Consider the following 16292-nt stretch of genomic DNA (forward strand, 5'->3'; position numbering starts at 1 on the left):
ATGTATGAACATACTGCCTTTTGTATTGTTTGGTTTTATCTGTGCCTCCATTGTGGTTTTTATTTTCATCTCAGTATCTTTTCTGGTAGTTGCGAGCTCCAGTAACAAAGATCAGGAAAATAAGGATCAAATCCAATGGATTAATGAATACAAAGATAAGAAATTAAGGGAGAAAGGAACATGAAAGGAAATGCAAAAAGAGTTATTTGCCTCTTCCTTGCTGCCATCATTGTAGTAACCACGGTGGGATATGCACCACCATCTTTTGTGCTTACTGCAATGTCTAATTCAAGAATGGAGGAAGCAGACGAAATTGTGGAAGAAGTGGCTACCCCATCAGAGGCAGAAAGCCCAGGGGATAAGGCAACGCCCTCGGAGGCAGAAAAGCCAGAAGATAAGGCAACCTCATCGGAGGCGGTGAGAAAGTTTGTTCAGGTGGAGCCAGAGGAAATACCGGAATATTATTCTCAGGTGAAAAAAGCCGGAAAACGGTTCTGGAAATTTGAGGATCGTAATGGAATGATTCAGTATAGGGATTATGGATATGTAGATGGTGAAGCGGAATTCCCTCTCTGGAATGAAGCAGATCAAGTAGGAAGTGTTGGAGATATGTCCTCCTCCATCAACTTGGATGAGGAATATTATAGTTTAGCTCCATACATATATAAAAGTGTCGTCCCGGACAAAAAAGCTTGGACAGATTTATCCTGGAGATTATTTTTTGACAGTTTTAGTATCGAAGAATATGTCAAAAAAAACATAACCGGATTTAAAAACTGGGATTCTTCATCTTATGATATCTGGAAACTGACTGGTGCACAAGATGACCTGGGTTATCACTTTTATGGAGTCCTGGTTAATGAGACACAAGAGGAGAGAGAACCGGGTTGGTATTATGCGGATGAGACAGGAACAGTATTTAATGTTTCAAACATGTTAATGGCCAGTCTTTTGGAAACTCAGAATATATATCAGTATCAGGATATTCCCGGAGGATATAGACAAAATATTCCTACCTTTAAGTCTTCAGTTAGTACAAGCACCTTTGAACTTAGGCCATCTGGTGATAGCTATGGCTCGCGGGTAAAAACTGATGAAGTATTAAGCAGAGTAAATTTTAGTTCAAATTTTGTAGGTTGGAGTACAATCAGATGCTATAACAATAGTTTTACTATACTTGATGGTGGTAACAATTATGTTCAGGTAAATGGAGATCCTGCAGACACAATTGAATATCTATCAGGTGGTGATTTATATCCACCTTACTATATGCTAGATCTCACGAAGGATTACACTCGAAATTTTTATGGAATTTGGTGTCCCCAAAATGCAGATATGTACATTTTCTCCAATGATGAATATGTCAATACCTACGATAAAGTAAAGTATGGGATTAACTCAATTATAGTCAGAAGGGATACATCGCTTAATATTGATTCTATCAGGCCCGCCAGTAAACAGGGATTTACATTTAAAGGTTGGTACTATCGTTCAAATTATAATGATATACCCATATTACCTAATACCGAGTTACGCTTCGGAAGTAGCGCAAATGTAACCTGGGTATATCCGAATTATGAAAGGAATGTAAACAAGGTAGATTTTCTGGACATAGATGGGAATAATTTAAAAACAGATATGGTATTAACGGGAGAAGCTGCCATACCCCCACAAGCACCTGAGATAGAGGGAATGGATTTTGTTGGTTGGGATAAAAGTTTTACGAATGTATCTCAAGATATGGTAATAAAAGCACAATATAAAAAACTACCCAATATAACTATTATATACCGTGATGCTCCGTCTTCAAGTGCCAATATTCTTAAAACTGAAACTATTATTGCAAAGGGAAAGACAACTCCTCCAGTGGTAGATCTTTCAAGTTTACCAACATCTAAGACGGGCTATCATTATTCTGGCACATGGTATGGTATACCCAATGTGGATTTGGATTGTATAGAGACATTTGATTCAAAGACCTATTACAAGGATAGTACTGTGTATTTGTACCCAAAGCAAGAAGGTAATATGATCAAAGTAACGTTGCATTCCAATGATGGACAAGATGTCACCAAAGTGATCGATGTTCAATACGAAAGTAGCTTATATTGGTCAAGCGTAATTGATTCTCAGATCTTAACTAAGGGTTTGGTGGAGACTAGAACCGGATATACGTTTAATGGGTGGGGAACCACTCCAGAAGCGAATTATTCTAATCTTAATAATGTACAGCCATATGATCAGGACTTATATCAAATTTGGAAACCGGTACCATACTACGTTATCTTTGATAAGTGTGTATCTGGTGAAAGCAGCCCTTATAAAGTACAGGTAATATATGATAAGCCAATAGGCAAGCTTCCAGAAGTAACCAGTAAAGGATTAGATTTTTTGGGCTGGTTTACCTATTATTATGGCGGAACCCAGGTGACAGAGGAAACATTGATGCCTAACCGTGATTTTAATCTATATGCTCAGTGGTCAAGGTATCCTACAAAAATAACATTAGATTACCATTATGAGGGTGCGCCAAATCCTTATACGTACTCAATATATACGGCAGATTATACATATTATCAGGTATATACCAACATTGCTGATCGAACACCGTATACCAGAAAAGGATACAGTTTTAAGTGGTGGAATACAAAACCAGATGATACAGGTAGAATTTTTTATAAGGGTACTAATTCATCTTATGTGCCAGAAAGCCGTGACATCACTGTGTATGCTATATGGGAGCCTTTGAATATATATATAAGATTATATAAAAACACAAGCAGTTCTGACACATCAGAACTCAGTTTGGCATCACGAAAATTCGATTCACCTGTTGGAAAACTGGCTGTGCCAACGAATGGAGATAAAATATTTAAAGGTTGGTACACAGCTAGAACTGGTGGAACTTTAGTGAGCGAAAATGACATTGTTAATAACTACACGGTTAATGGCACTTCAAATAACTGGTACTTATATGCACAGTGGGCAAATTCCCAAAACAAAGTAACTTTTAAAGACTGGGACAACTCAGTACTAAGTGAGCAGACAATAGACTACGGAAAAGATGCAATTCCACCAGAATTACAGGAAAGGGCAGGATACCGTTTTGTTGGTTGGGATAAACCATACGAAAATATCCAAGGGGATACTGTATTAACGGCTCAGTATGAGATTATTTCTAAAACTCTAAGGATAGTCGGCAATGGTGGGAATTTATCGGATCAGTCAACAATAGACAAGACCATCGTTCCAGGCGAGTCTTTAGATCAAATACTTTCTAATGAAAAGAATACTGCATTACGTAAATTTTATACTTATGATGGTTGGTATACAGATCCGACTGGAGGAAGCAAATATCCGGATAGCGGAAATAAAATGCCAGATTCAGATCTTGTAATCTATGCTCATTGGACAAGAAGCTCCAGTGAGGTTGTATTTAAAGATTGTAACGGATCAGTCTTAGATACCCAGGAAGTTACAATCGGAGCAGATGCAATATCACCGGCAGCCCCGGAAAGAATCGGCTATACATTTACTGGCTGGGACAAGCCTATTATCAACATTCAGGATCATACAATCTTAACCGCTCAGTACACCATTAACAGCTATAAGCTGACTTTAAATGGTAATGGGGGAACTCTGGCGGGTGAGGAGACGAAAAGCCAGGATTTTAATTTTGGTGAATCCTTAGATCACATATTTGTAAATGAAAAGAATGGTGCAGCCCGAAATTATTATACCTTTACCGGGTGGTATACAGCTCCTTCAGGAGGAAGTAAGTATCCGGAAAGCGGAAATCTCATGCCAAATGCAGACTTGATTGTATACGCCCACTGGGAGAGAAGTTCCAGTGAAGTTGTATTTAAAGATTGGAATGGAACAACTTTAGATACCCAGGAGGTTCATGTTGGGGCGAATGCAATTCCACCGGCGCCACCGCAAAGGCTTGGATATACATTTAGTGGCTGGGACAAGCCATATACCAATATTCAGGATCATAGCACCATAACCGCCCTATATACCAGAAAAAGTTATAAGCTGTCTTTAAACGGCAACGGTGGGACATTAGCTGGAGAAGAAACCAAAGACCAGGTGTTTGATTACGGAGAGTCCTTCGACCATGTGCTTATTAATGGTAAGGCTGATGCAGCCCGAAGATTTTACACCTTTACCGGATGGTATACAGCCCCTTCAGGGGGAAGTAAATATCCGGAAAGCGGAAACCTTATGCCGGATGCGGAAGTAACAGCATATGCTCACTGGGAAAGAAGCTCCAGTGAAGTTATCTTTAAAGATTGGGACGGAATGACTTTAGAGAAGCAGGAGGTTGCTATCGGAGCTAATGCAACACCTCCTGAAGTACCGGAACGGCAGGGCTATACGTTTAATGGCTGGGATAAATCTTACTCAAACATTCAGGATCACAGTACAATAACTGCCCAGTATACCATTAACGGATATTTATTAACACTTGATGGCAATGGCGGGACTCTGGCGGGAAATGCCAGGAAAGAGCAGGTACTTTCCTTTAATCAGTCATTTGATCAGGTACTTAAGGACGGAAGAGATTTAGTAAGCCGGCCAGGATATGGCTTTGATGGCTGGTATAACAGTGCATCAGGCGGAGGCAGCTATTCCTATAGCGGAAATCAGATGCCAGCAGCCAATGTTACATTGTTTGCTCACTGGTCGCCAAATACATACAAAATTACTTTTGATCCGGATCATGTAAGGTGGGACGGGGATGCAACAATAGAAGAACACACCTTTGATACCAGACTTGGAATCCTTCCTATGCCAGAAATTTACGGTTGGAGATTCACCGGATGGTGGACGGGAAAGAATGGAACAGGAACGGAAGTTACAAATGACTCCATGGTAGAGCCAAAGGATGTGGTTTATTACGGCAAATGGCAGCCAGAGACATACCAGATCCGTTTTATTTCAAAGGCGGAACAGCCAGAAGGAGAATCGGTACAGGCGTTTACCGTTGGGCTTAGATATGACCAGAAATTTGGAAATCTTCCGGTACCAGAAGAAAAAGGATATACCTTTATGGGCTGGTATGATGAGGACAATAAGAAAGTAGATTCTCAGACTATATTTAATCCTGATTCGGATGCTGAAGCTAAGACCTATCATGCAGGCTGGAAAGGAAAGACCTATCAGATTCGCTTTGTTTATAACGATTCTGACGGTAAGCCAGTGGTGAAAATCATTGATGGAACTTATGGAATGCAGATTGGAACGCTTCCGAGTCCGGAAAAACCGGGATATACCTTTGCAGGTTGGTTTAGGGACAATGGCGAAGAGGTAACATCCGGAAGCTGGGTGGAGCCTGGTGATACGGAGTATAAAGCCAAATGGATACCAAACAAGTATACCATTCATTTTAAGAGCAACCTGGACTCCATGAGTGATCCAGAAGATAAGACCGTAACGTATGCGCTTCCTATTGGAGATCTGCCATTATTACACGCAACAGGATATGTCTTCCTGGGCTGGTATACGGAGAGTTCAGGAGGAAGTCTAATTAAAGAGACCACGCTGGCAGCACTGGGCGATCAGACCTATTATGGTCACTGGTCTATAGGCTTAATTAACAATGGAAACGGCACATACAGAAAACCCGGATCAGACGGTAAATGGAATACAGCGGACGATGAACTTTGGTGGTATGGACCGGATGCAAATATAGGGACTGAGGATGACAGACAAATTTATCTTATGCCCGGAGGGAATGGTTATTACGTAGACTATGGAAATGGTTCTTACTTAAGACCGGGAGCCGGAGGAGACTGGATAAGCGGAACCGAACTCTGGTGGTATGGAACAAATGGAAAGCCGGGAGCCGGTGATCGCCCGATTTACCTCATGCCCGGAGGAAATGGTTATTACGTAGACTTTGGTAATGGTTCTTACTTAAAGCCGGGACCTGGAGGAAGCTGGACAATCGGAACCGAACTTTGGTGGTATGGATCAAATGGAAAACCAGGAGCCAGTGATCGCCCGATCTATCTTATGCCCGGAGGCAATGGCTACTTTATCGACAATGGAAATGGAAGTTACACCAAACCAGGGTCAGATGGAAGCTGGACAAACGGAACTGAAACGTGGGTGTATGGACCAGGTGGAAAGCCAGGAGCGGATGATCGTCAGATCCATGTAATGCCCGGAGGAAACGGCTACTATATCGACAATGGAAATGGAAGTTACACTAAACCAGGATCAGATGGAAGCTGGATAAATGGGACTGAAACGTGGGTGTATGGCCCCGGAGGAAAGCCGGGAGATGATGATCGTCAGATTCATGTAATGCCCGGAGAAAACGGCTACTATATCGACAATGGAAATGGAAGTTACACCAAGCCAGGATCAGATGGAAGCTGGACAAATGGGACTGAAACGTGGGTGTATGGCCCCGGAGGAAAGCCGGGAGCGGATGATCGCCAGATCCATGTAATGCCGGGAGGAAACGGCTACTATATTGACAATGGAAATGGAAGTTACACTAAACCAGGATCAGATGGAAGCTGGACAAATGGTACTACATGGGTGTATGGCCCCGGAGGGAAGCCGGGAGCGGATGACCGCCAGATCCATGTAATGCCGGGAGGAAACGGCTACTACATCGACAATGGAAATGGAACATACACAAAGCCGGGATCAGATGGAAGCTGGACAAATGGAACTGAAACATGGGTGTATGGACCTGGAGGAAAGCCGGGAGCGGATGACCACCAGATCCATGTAATGCCGGGAGGAAACGGCTACTATATCGACAATGGAGATGGAACTTACACGAAGCCGGGATCAGATGGAAGCTGGACAAACGGAACTGAAACATGGGTGTATGGCCACGATGGGAAGCCAGGGGCGGATGATCGCCAGATCCATGTAATGCCGGGAGGAAACGGCTACTATATCGACAATGGTGATGGAACTTATACGAAGCCGGGTCTAGATGGAAGTTGGACAAAAGGTACGGAACACTGGTCGAGTGGTCCAGATGGAAAAATCGGCACTTCTGATGATAAAAAGATTGGGAGTGATCCGGAACCTACAAATCCGGAACCTACAAACCCAGAACCGGCAAACCCACAGCCGATAAAGCCAGAGTCAGAGAAACAGGAAGAAGAGAAAATTGTAACTGCTCCAGTAATTCCGGTTATTGACACTACTGTAAAACCAGTAGTACCTGATACCGGAGGAACATTTACCGTTAACCCAAACAATCCTCTTGAAGTCACCTATACAAAACCGGATGGAACTGTAGCAAAAAATGAGTGGGTTGGTGATGGAAAAGACTGGTACCACGTGGATGAATCCGGAAATCTTAATTATGACTGGTACCTGGAGGGAGAAAGAACCTGGTATAAGCTTAACAAAGAGACTGGAGATAGGTTCGGAGCGGCACTGATTGGCTGGAATTACGAACCAATGGACGATAAAAGGTATTTCTTTGATCCCAGTACAACAAAGATGCTTACCGGATGGCAATACATTGACAATAAGTGGTATTACTTCACAAAACAAAATGAGTCACAGACTTATTATGGAAGTAATCCTAAGGGCTGGAAGTATGATCCAACAAAGCCAGGTAAGCCTTATGGATCAATGTATCAAAATGAGATCACTCCAGATAGATACCTGGTAGATGAAAATGGAGTTTGGAAAAATAAATAGGAGGAACGATGAGAAAAAAATTTGTGAGAGGGCTGGCATACGTTATGTGTGCCACCCTGACAATTACCGCAGTACCGCCTTGGGCGGTATATGCGGAATCAGGGACAGAAGTTTCCGGTTCAAAAGTGGCTACGCCTTCTGAGGCAAGCCGTGACATAGAATCAGAGGTAGAAGAACCCGTTAATGAAGAGGGCGTAGAAGGAGAACTGCCAGAAGTAGAACCGGAAGAGATCCCATCTGCAGACCCAGATCCGATTGAAATACCAGAAACAGATCCGGTAAATATTGCTACACCATCTGAAGTAGTAGAACCTACTTTTACGGATGTAAAAAAAGCTTTAGCAGCTTCCCTACTTTCTTCTGTTACCTCTTCCAGTTCTTTGGGAGATATCTGGGATTCCTGGTCAGGAAAGACCAGTTTTGAATTCTTAAATGGAAGCCAGGGAGAGGGAACGGAAGAAAAGCCATACCTGATCAAAAACCGGGAGCAGCTTATGGGACTATCTGAGCTTACGGCCATGGGTATGATGGTGCCGGAGGCAGAGGGAGCCAAATATGCCGGAGATTATTCCGGATGTTACTTTGCCCTGGGTGCGAATATTGATCTTCAGGGAGTGGACTGGATTCCTATTGGCTTTTATCAGGACTCTTCTGAACAGACTGGGGAAGTTTCCCACACATTTAATGGTTTCTTTGATGGAAATGGAAAGACCATTAAGAACTTAAAACTGACTTCCTTTGCCGGTTATAACAACGTAGGACTCTTTGGATCGGTATCCAATGCAAGCATCCATGACCTGACCATAATTCCTGATAGCAGTTCTATAAAAGGAAATGACCGGACTGGTGTGGTGGCAGGGTATGCAGAAAACAGTGAGATCCGAAACGTAACCGTAAAAAATGCTGATATCAACTCCACTGGCATTTCTGGAGGGATCGCCGGAGAGATCAGTGGTACTGTGATTGAAAATGCCACCTGTGAAAAAGTCATGATTGATGCAAAAGGAGGAAATGAAATCATTTATGCCGGTGGAATCGCCGGAGTTGCCTCCAATTCCTCTATTGTTGACTGCGAGGTATCCACCGGCACAGGTACTACCGCAAGAATTCAAGGAACCGGATACATTGGTGGCATCGTAGGGTATCAGAACGCTTCTAATGTATTTAACACCTATGTAAGCGGAACCATTGGAGGTTATCACTCCACTGCCATCGGAGGGATTACAGGGAAGTATGCAGCTGGGAAAATAAAAGTGGCCCGTTTTGCTGGAACCATTGGAAACTCTCAGCTTGGCTCCATGGCAAGGGAAGGCACCTTTATCGGAATCAGACAGGGAGCTGCAACTAGCTTTAACTACATTGAAGATGTGGCATATCTGTTTGCGGATACGGAGAGTAAAATAAGCGCCAATGTCTGCGGTTCAGAGATTGAGGATGACAATGATTATACCTACGCTGCCCATATCGGTTACTGGCACACGGGAGATCTTTACTATACTCTGGTTCAGGGCGGGGTACAAAAGACCATATCGGATCAGTACTTTTATGAAGAACTGGAAAAAGGGATCCTGACTGTTCTTGATGAGGAGTCTGGAGATTATATCCTGGATCACTTTGCACCGGATTCTTTGGGCAGGCCCGTAAGAGGGTATCTATTAAATGTCAATCAGATTGATACCATAGCAAACGGCCAGAACTATTATGATATTGCCACCTTGGAGGTACGGGGAAGTTCCCAGTATTCCAAACCCATGGATAAAGAAAACCGGGGAGCCATTGCAGCTGGTACCGCAGTCACCGTGACAACAGCACCAAACAATACGGATACGGAAAAATTTCAGATCGAAGGCACTCCTTTCTATGTAAATAGCAAGGGTATAAAAAAGAGCAGTACTTATTCCGACAGCAGCCATGCCTATACCTTTACCATGCCAGAAGATAACATTATCCTTTCAGCACTTTATAAAAAGGTGGCAGTATCCGTAAAGGTAGATCCGGAAAGCTATACCTTTGCAGTCACTCAGACCAGGACTGGAAACCGGAAGAATCCGGTATTAACAACAGAGATTAAAAACAAGGAAGGAAAGCTGATCGCCCGGTATATCAACGGTGTGTTAGAAAAAGGAACTGAGGTGCAGCCGGTAAATATCAAGGCTGTGATTGATGCAAACAATGACGTAGCAGACAGCCGGGTGAAGTGGAGCATTGATGATCCTCAGCTCATCACTCTGGCAAAGAACAATGATGAGGAAACTGACGGATATACTTCACAGTCAGCTAGCCTTTCCGTCAATCTTTCCTCCTCCTTCTTTCAAACCATTATAGCTGATGCAGAAAAGAAACAGGCAGATGAAAATTACCAGTATAAGATTCCGAATACCATTTACGGAGCTGGGCACCAAAACGGAGGCGTTGCAGTTTTAACGGCGCAGACCAGACCTTCTACTTCCTTTGAGGGGAAACCCTGTGCTGCCAACAGTCGGATTAATGTCACGTTTCAGATTATTGACAATACCTTAGTTGCCACGGAAGGTGCAGTTCTTGATAAACAGGCGCTTACCTATACAGTCAAAAGGACTCTGACTGGGGATCGGATCAATCCACAGGAAACGGTTACAGTAACAGCCCCCCAGTCCTTAACGGCAACATTCACTCCGGACTTCTTTTCTAAGGATGAAGTGGTATGGACCAGTTCCGATCCGGCAGTGGTGCAAGTGGCGCAGGATAATGATGCATACCGGGAAGCATCGGTCAGTGCTTTTATGGATGCCGCTTGGATACGTAACATCATAGCTACTGACAATGGAATCAAAAGCAATGATCCATATGCCAAAGTATCAGGAAGCGGAAGCCGGGATGTAGTGATTACTGTTGATGGAAAAGACAAGCTGGGGAATAAAGCTTCTGCTGTCTGCCAGGTAAGTATTAACTTTGTAACGGATGACCAGACCAGAGTAGTCCCGGAAGGAATTAACCTGGATCAAACAGAACTATCCTATGATCTTGGCTATCAGATGGCGGGAGATATCCATTCTCAGATTGCAGATAAAAAAGGATTTATTGCAAAGAAACTGTCTGCAACGGTTCTCCCGGATCTTGATGAGTCAGTAGAACATAAGCCCTATGACCGGACTGTAATCTGGACTTCCTCTGATCCGGGAGCGTTATCCGTTGATGAGCAGGGAAATATAGTGCCAGTTGATGGTGCTGCCTGGATCAATGAAGCATGTTACAAAGCTCCATATCAGGGAGAAAAGAATGTGGTGATTACGGCCACCACAAGAGATGGAAAGAAAGCAGCCTCCTGTCTGGTGAAACTTTCATTCCAGGCAGAATGCCTGGAAGCAGACCGAAATAGTGAGACTTTTGATCTGGCACTAACCAAAACAGGAAGAAGAAATAATCCTACTTATACCTGGAGTGGTATGGAAGCCAAGAAAATTTCCGCTTCTGTTTATCCTGAAAATAGGGGGAAGAAAATCCAGTGGAGGTCCTCTGATTCAGGAATCCTTTCCGTAGATTCAGAAGGAAATGTTGGAGCCATAGTAATTAATGAAAAACAGGAAGTAATTGCTGGCTGGATCAATGAGATACTGGGGAAATCACAGTACTCTGGAAGCACAAACGCTATTGTATATGCAGAAAGCAGTGATGGAAAGCTTTCTGATCCAATCCAGGTAAGATTAAACTTAAAAGTCATTGATAATACCACTTCTGGAGGCAGCTCCGGCGGAGGAGGAGGTGGTGGTGGCGGAAGCCGATCCGTAGGAGTAACGGCGGCAGGAAATATCAAAGGACCGGCAGCGCCATCTGGAGCCATCACCGGCACCTGGACCCAGACTGGAAATGGGAAATGGATCTTTGCTTCTGACCGGACCTATACCGATGAATGGGCATATATTAGTAACCCATTTGCAACGGGAGATCAGGAAAAGGCTTCCTGGTTCCGGTTTGACAAAGATGGATTCATGGTAACGGGCTGGCTGACAGATGCAGATGGGAATATTTTTTATCTAAAGACGGCTACCGATGGAACCCAGGGACAGATGCTCACGGGCTGGCAGAATATAGAGGGAACCTGGTATTATCTCAACCCCGTATCAGATGGGACAAGAGGAAAGTTAATGACTGGAATGGTCGTAGATGGACAATATGAACTAAATGAAAAAGGCCAATGGATTAAGGACGGGAAAGTGGTTACTGCAATGCAGTAGCCACCCGTGTGGCCAACATCACAGCACCTTGATAACCGAATATGAACCGATAGAAAAAAATTATGTGCCTTGGAATTAAAGGAAAACAAAAAAGAGATTCTATTTTAAGAATCCCCTTCTTCTACGTACTCCATGATATCCCCTGGCTGCAGCTTTAGGTAACAGCAGATTTTACATAAGATATCTGTTTTCACAGTCTCTCCTTTCGATAATTTGGCAAGTGTAGGACCAGAGATAATCTCCAGTAAATCAGTTTTTTTCATACCTTTACGATTGATTTGATCAAATAATTTATAATATCTCATTCCCATTATGGAAACCTCCTTTTTTATAAGTATATACTAAAATAAAATAAACGTCAATTATAAAAATATTAACAAAAGCTAATGAAATATGTTGACACTTATTTAACTGTATGCTAATATAATATCAACAAAGGGTAATAAATATTAGCAAAAACAAAAAGGAGAACTACATATGAAAGCTAAAATCGATAACAAGGTTTTGGAAGTAGAGGTGATTATGATGAACTATAACGAGACTTCAGCAGAAGTTGTTATTAAGGAGGGAAATCACACAGGGTGTTATGCCATTGTAAGGCATGAGGATCTGATTAAAGATTCAGTACCTGTTAAAGCTGTCAAAAGCAAATTAAGCTTTGATCAGTGTGATATAGATTACCGCCGTACAACAAATATGTTTATGGGAGAGTATATATACGGCTGGAAAGCCATATTTAGAGGGCATTTATTAGCCAGTGAGAGAACAAAGGCAGAATGTAAGAAGATAGCCAGAGGGGAACTTAGAAGGCTTGTAGATCAAGGGGAAATCAGAAATGTATTGCCGTAGTAATACGGTTTTAGAAGTAAGGTACCTATATGATATGCCGAAAATGTATTAATTAATAGGAGATATAAGAATGGCAGCGATTATGGAAAGCGGTGTAGTGGGAACTGAGGAGGCCCTTGATTATTTTACTGAAAAGTTTAATGCAGATAGAGTAGACCTCAATAATTTTGAACAAGCTTGTTACATGCAAGTGCTTGTTCTACTTGAAATAGAACTGATGAGAGAAAGGAACATAGGGAGTTAAGTGAAACCTGTGAAAGATCAAGAAAGGAGTTCTTAAATGAGTAACTTGAAACAGGCAATAGAGATATTAAAACAGACTAAGAGATGTAATGACAATATGGTGGCAGATGCAAAAGAAAAAAAGGCTTTTGGAGAAGCATTTGATGTTGCCATACAGGCGGTAGAAATACAGATTCCTCAAGCGGTTTCAGATTGGCATGAAGATTATGGGGATTGTCTATGGTGGAGTTTCCCCATTGATGAGCCACCATACTGCGGTACGCCTCTGGACTGCGACTTTCCGGATCGTGTAACGCATTTTACAAGATTTGCCATTCCGCAAAATTAGAATTTTCCGGAGGGAGAAATATGCCGAAGCAAAAATTTGTATTGAGTAAAAAACACGAGAAACTCATTGACATTGAAGTCGGTGTACCCAGTATCAGAGAGTTTAATCATATAGCTGTTAATAAAGAGTGGGTTATTGTAGACCATAGAGGTAATGCAGAAAACAGCCTTATGATGGCGCTGGAAATAATATCACGAAACACTGCGTATGAAGAGGTATGTAAGAATATTGTGAGTAAATGTGAAGCCATTTTTCAGCACTATGATGATAGGCGGTAAAACCAAAGTTTAGCACAGCAGGTGCGGAAAGGATAATGTATGGACATTAAAGTATTTGACATATGTGAGTATGATATGGTTGCAGCTACATCAGAAGAAGATGCAAAGAAATGGTATGAACTGAATTTCGATAAGTTGGATGATGGAGATATTACAGAATTAGATATTGATAAAAATGGAATGTGGTATCCAACCAAAGAACCAAAAGACATGGAGAGAATAAAAAAGAGGGAGAATGCAAACATACTCCAACACAATTTAATGATCTTATGTGGTTTAAAGGATTTGTACATAAATTCACACCTTATAGAAAAGTGATTGAATTGAATGGAGAATATAAAGGCCCTTACATAATAGCATCATCTGAATGGTAAATTAGGATTTTGAGGAGGAACAATGAACTGTTATAGTTGTTATTTTTATGATATGAATGATCAAATTAATGCTTTTGGAACATGTGAACCCATAGGGGAAGATTTTCATTGCACTCATGAATGCAGTTTGTCAGAAGATGAGATACGGGAAACAGAGACACTTACCGGGTCAAAGCAGACGGATAGGAGAGCCTATTAGGGTAATTGAAATTAGGAGAGGACGACGATGGACAAATTTAAAAAGGATATTATTGATGAGTTTTGGAAATGGGTAGCAGAACACCAAGATAATGAGACTATCGTGGAGCATGATGGCGAAGGTAATTTATGCATTTGGATTGATTTTGATGATTTGGCTGATTTTACAGAACGGTATATAGCTGATGCAGAAGAAGCATTACAGACAGTTTTATTTAATGGGCATGTATGCGTTGAAGTAGAGGATTTCCTGGGTGGCCATGGGTTTACTATGGATGATGTTTGGACAGAGAAGCCCATCTCCTTAAGTTAGGATTTGAGGAGGGGAGTATGGATTTAAAGCAAGAAAATGAATTAATAAAATGGGATGCAGAATACGCCATGAAGGAATGTGAAAAGAGGGCGGATAGCAGATATTTGGAAAAGGATTATGTTGTAGCACAGTTCCTCAAAGAGTTCTCTCAAATGGCAAGGGATAAAGGCTATCTAAATTAAACTGAAATTTGGATAAATAGGAGCTAAAACATGACAAGAAAAAATCATAAGAATAGGATTGATATAGGCATGGCATACGATACTCTTTTAAAGTTATATCACAAAGATGATAAATTAAATATTATCATTGATCCCAAAATGGAAGTGGTGCATAACGTGAAAAATTCATTTTGCCTCACTTCAGGTGAACTAGGTATAGGTAGAGCAATCCACCCATGGGATGACTTGAAAAAATGCTTTTGTGGTGGTTATCCATATATGGTTGGTGCAGATGGAAAAGATTTTTGTAGCGGGAGTCCATATAAAGTTTTTTGTACCCAGTGTTTGAAGTGTACGGTTGCCAATGAAGATATTAGCATTATAAAGAAAGAATGGAATGAGCATTGTTTAATTCCAAGATAAGAATAAACACAATGTGAGAAGGGGAGATAAGATGAAACTTACAATGAGAGAAAAGAGCAGAGATATACCGGTTATGGTGATTTCAGAAAGTAAAGAGAGGTACGGTGTTGTCATAGGCACAAGTAATGATATTGTTGGGATACTGTTAAATACAGGAGAATACATAGATGCTCCAGCGACTGCGGTTAGAAGAATCCGCAAGTTAAAAAAGTGAGATTTTAATAGTCTTAAATAGATGATAGCATATATTAGGGCATTTCCCAGCGCCTTGATAAGTGGATTAATATATGTTATCATCATAGTAAGTGATAGGAGGGCGATGTATGAAAAAGAATTTATTAGTGGCAGCGATGTCAGCTATGTTAGTGATTGGAACAGCAATAACATCCTTTGCGGATACGTATGATCCACAATATCCTTTAAAAGGCTATATGGAACCATGGTTTATAAGTAGCCCGGTTACGGGAGAAACTGCTTGGAAGAGTGATCCTCATAATTTTATCAATGAGCCTGTTGGTCCTATGCAGTATGCTTTTGATCTTGTGGTCACGAATAAAGAGCCACTTTCTCTTAATTATTTTAGAGCAGAAGAATTGGCTGCTATTGCAAAGTTAACGAATTATCGAACGACAGGATTGAGTCCAGATCAGGAAAATGTTGATCGCCTGGCAACAGAGTTACAAAACTTTTTAAACAGCTTTGACTGGAGAAATGCTTCTGATTACGAAAAGGCAGTACAGGTTGCAAAGAGAATCACGAAAGCAGATTATCTGGATCAGGAAGGAACACAGTATGCTTATAGTTGCCTGGTAGACGGAAAGGCAAATTGCAATGGTTACACTAACGCTGCATATTTACTTTCAGCATGTGTTGGATTACCATCAAATGGGCTTGGTTATGTTAGCCATATTTATCCATCATTTTTGGTAGATGGTGTATGGTTGGCTTATGAACCAACCACAAAGGATAATTACTTTACAGTAGCAGATGTTTATGCTCCATCTTATTATTTAGTTGGAGAACCACAGTTAACACAATTAGGTGAATACTGTAAAGCAACTGGTTACCAAATTCCAGAAAGTGTAGAAGGAAAGTTCCCCAACATTTCCTATGGTATCATTTATGGAAAACAGGCACCATTTATAAAATTTAATTAAATATTGAATATTTCATAATAGATGAAGCTATCGGTTAAATATAATCGGTAGCTTTTTTGTGTTCAAAA

15 protein-coding genes are annotated in these 16292 nt (G+C 41.5%); 14 read left to right on the forward strand and 1 reads right to left on the reverse strand.

Annotated features, from left to right (window positions below):
• Positions 1-4: 4 nt before the first annotated feature.
• Genes BXY41_RS06900 through BXY41_RS06910 form a run of 3 tightly spaced genes read left to right on the forward strand, consistent with a single transcriptional unit; the run spans position 5 to position 11900 of the window.
• Positions 5-184, forward strand: a complete 180-nt coding sequence (locus BXY41_RS06900; RefSeq protein ID WP_104436087.1) for a hypothetical protein — start codon at positions 5-7, stop codon at positions 182-184.
• Entirely contained in the window at positions 181-7686 is a 7506-nt protein-coding gene (locus BXY41_RS06905; RefSeq protein WP_104436088.1) for an InlB B-repeat-containing protein, read from the forward strand. The genes BXY41_RS06900 and BXY41_RS06905 overlap by 4 nt, the downstream gene beginning before the upstream one ends.
• Positions 7687-7694: 8 nt before the next feature.
• Positions 7695-11900 carry a PspC-like choline-binding domain-containing protein gene (locus BXY41_RS06910; RefSeq protein ID WP_104436089.1) on the forward strand — a complete coding sequence of 1402 codons (4206 nt, stop codon included), beginning with the start codon at positions 7695-7697 and terminating at the stop codon, positions 11898-11900.
• Positions 11901-12004: 104 nt separating this feature from the next.
• On the opposite strand, the gene BXY41_RS06915 is transcribed toward BXY41_RS06910, so the two are convergent.
• Positions 12005-12211: a helix-turn-helix domain-containing protein gene (locus tag BXY41_RS06915; protein ID WP_104436090.1), complete on the reverse strand. Its 207-nt coding sequence runs from the start codon at positions 12209-12211 to the stop codon at positions 12005-12007.
• A 166-nt stretch (positions 12212-12377) separates the two neighbouring features.
• Between BXY41_RS06915 and BXY41_RS06920 the strand changes: the two genes are divergently transcribed.
• The 11 genes from BXY41_RS06920 (at position 12378) to BXY41_RS06955 (ending at position 16224) form a co-directional block, all read left to right on the forward strand.
• Positions 12378-12749: a hypothetical protein gene (locus tag BXY41_RS06920; RefSeq protein ID WP_104436091.1), complete on the forward strand. Its 372-nt coding sequence runs from the start codon at positions 12378-12380 to the stop codon at positions 12747-12749.
• A gap of 70 nt (positions 12750-12819) precedes the next feature.
• Entirely contained in the window at positions 12820-12993 is a 174-nt protein-coding gene (locus tag BXY41_RS26645) for a hypothetical protein (RefSeq protein ID WP_170072245.1), read from the forward strand.
• A gap of 36 nt (positions 12994-13029) precedes the next feature.
• The gene (locus tag BXY41_RS06925; RefSeq protein WP_104436092.1) at positions 13030-13320 is read left to right on the forward strand and encodes a hypothetical protein; all 291 of its coding nucleotides are present in this window, start codon (positions 13030-13032) and stop codon (positions 13318-13320) included.
• Positions 13321-13340: 20 nt separating this feature from the next.
• Positions 13341-13598, forward strand: coding sequence for a hypothetical protein (locus BXY41_RS06930; RefSeq protein WP_104436093.1), 258 nt, complete (start codon positions 13341-13343; stop codon positions 13596-13598).
• 39 nt (positions 13599-13637) lie between these two features.
• Complete coding sequence (locus tag BXY41_RS06935) at positions 13638-13916, forward strand: hypothetical protein (protein ID WP_104436094.1); 279 nt, start codon at positions 13638-13640, stop codon at positions 13914-13916.
• Positions 13917-13994: 78 nt separating this feature from the next.
• Positions 13995-14171, forward strand: a complete 177-nt coding sequence (locus tag BXY41_RS26650) for a hypothetical protein (protein WP_170072247.1) — start codon at positions 13995-13997, stop codon at positions 14169-14171.
• 27 nt (positions 14172-14198) lie between these two features.
• On the forward strand, positions 14199-14483 hold the full coding sequence (locus BXY41_RS06940) for a hypothetical protein (RefSeq protein WP_104436095.1): 285 nt from the start codon (positions 14199-14201) through the stop codon (positions 14481-14483).
• Between the two features lie 17 nt (positions 14484-14500).
• Complete coding sequence (locus BXY41_RS26655; protein ID WP_170072249.1) at positions 14501-14665, forward strand: hypothetical protein; 165 nt, start codon at positions 14501-14503, stop codon at positions 14663-14665.
• Positions 14666-14695: 30 nt separating this feature from the next.
• Positions 14696-15067, forward strand: a complete 372-nt coding sequence (locus tag BXY41_RS06945; protein ID WP_104436096.1) for a hypothetical protein — start codon at positions 14696-14698, stop codon at positions 15065-15067.
• Between the two features lie 31 nt (positions 15068-15098).
• A complete protein-coding gene (locus BXY41_RS06950) occupies positions 15099-15281 on the forward strand; it encodes a hypothetical protein (RefSeq protein ID WP_104436097.1) in 183 nt (60 codons plus the stop codon).
• A gap of 109 nt (positions 15282-15390) precedes the next feature.
• Entirely contained in the window at positions 15391-16224 is an 834-nt protein-coding gene (locus tag BXY41_RS06955; protein WP_104436098.1) for a hypothetical protein, read from the forward strand.
• Positions 16225-16292: the final 68 nt, after the last annotated feature.

The organism is Lacrimispora xylanisolvens, from assembly GCF_002934545.1.
GTDB classification, from domain to species: Bacteria; Bacillota; Clostridia; order Lachnospirales; family Lachnospiraceae; genus Lacrimispora; species Lacrimispora xylanisolvens.

What these genes read in the sequence shown, in the direction of transcription:
- BXY41_RS06900 (WP_104436087.1), top strand. Translation starts at nt 5, where the DNA reads ATGAACATACTGCCTTTTGTATTGTTTGGTTTTATCTGTGCCTCCATT.
- BXY41_RS06905 (WP_104436088.1), top strand. Translation starts at nt 181, where the DNA reads ATGAAAGGAAATGCAAAAAGAGTTATTTGCCTCTTCCTTGCTGCCATC.
- BXY41_RS06910 (WP_104436089.1), top strand. Translation starts at nt 7,695, where the DNA reads ATGAGAAAAAAATTTGTGAGAGGGCTGGCATACGTTATGTGTGCCACC.
- BXY41_RS06915 (WP_104436090.1), bottom strand. Translation starts at nt 12,211, where the DNA reads ATGGGAATGAGATATTATAAATTATTTGATCAAATCAATCGTAAAGGT.
- BXY41_RS06920 (WP_104436091.1), top strand. Translation starts at nt 12,378, where the DNA reads ATGAAAGCTAAAATCGATAACAAGGTTTTGGAAGTAGAGGTGATTATG.
- BXY41_RS26645 (WP_170072245.1), top strand. Translation starts at nt 12,820, where the DNA reads ATGGCAGCGATTATGGAAAGCGGTGTAGTGGGAACTGAGGAGGCCCTT.
- BXY41_RS06925 (WP_104436092.1), top strand. Translation starts at nt 13,030, where the DNA reads ATGAGTAACTTGAAACAGGCAATAGAGATATTAAAACAGACTAAGAGA.
- BXY41_RS06930 (WP_104436093.1), top strand. Translation starts at nt 13,341, where the DNA reads ATGCCGAAGCAAAAATTTGTATTGAGTAAAAAACACGAGAAACTCATT.
- BXY41_RS06935 (WP_104436094.1), top strand. Translation starts at nt 13,638, where the DNA reads ATGGACATTAAAGTATTTGACATATGTGAGTATGATATGGTTGCAGCT.
- BXY41_RS26650 (WP_170072247.1), top strand. Translation starts at nt 13,995, where the DNA reads ATGAACTGTTATAGTTGTTATTTTTATGATATGAATGATCAAATTAAT.
- BXY41_RS06940 (WP_104436095.1), top strand. Translation starts at nt 14,199, where the DNA reads ATGGACAAATTTAAAAAGGATATTATTGATGAGTTTTGGAAATGGGTA.
- BXY41_RS26655 (WP_170072249.1), top strand. Translation starts at nt 14,501, where the DNA reads ATGGATTTAAAGCAAGAAAATGAATTAATAAAATGGGATGCAGAATAC.
- BXY41_RS06945 (WP_104436096.1), top strand. Translation starts at nt 14,696, where the DNA reads ATGACAAGAAAAAATCATAAGAATAGGATTGATATAGGCATGGCATAC.
- BXY41_RS06950 (WP_104436097.1), top strand. Translation starts at nt 15,099, where the DNA reads ATGAAACTTACAATGAGAGAAAAGAGCAGAGATATACCGGTTATGGTG.
- BXY41_RS06955 (WP_104436098.1), top strand. Translation starts at nt 15,391, where the DNA reads ATGAAAAAGAATTTATTAGTGGCAGCGATGTCAGCTATGTTAGTGATT.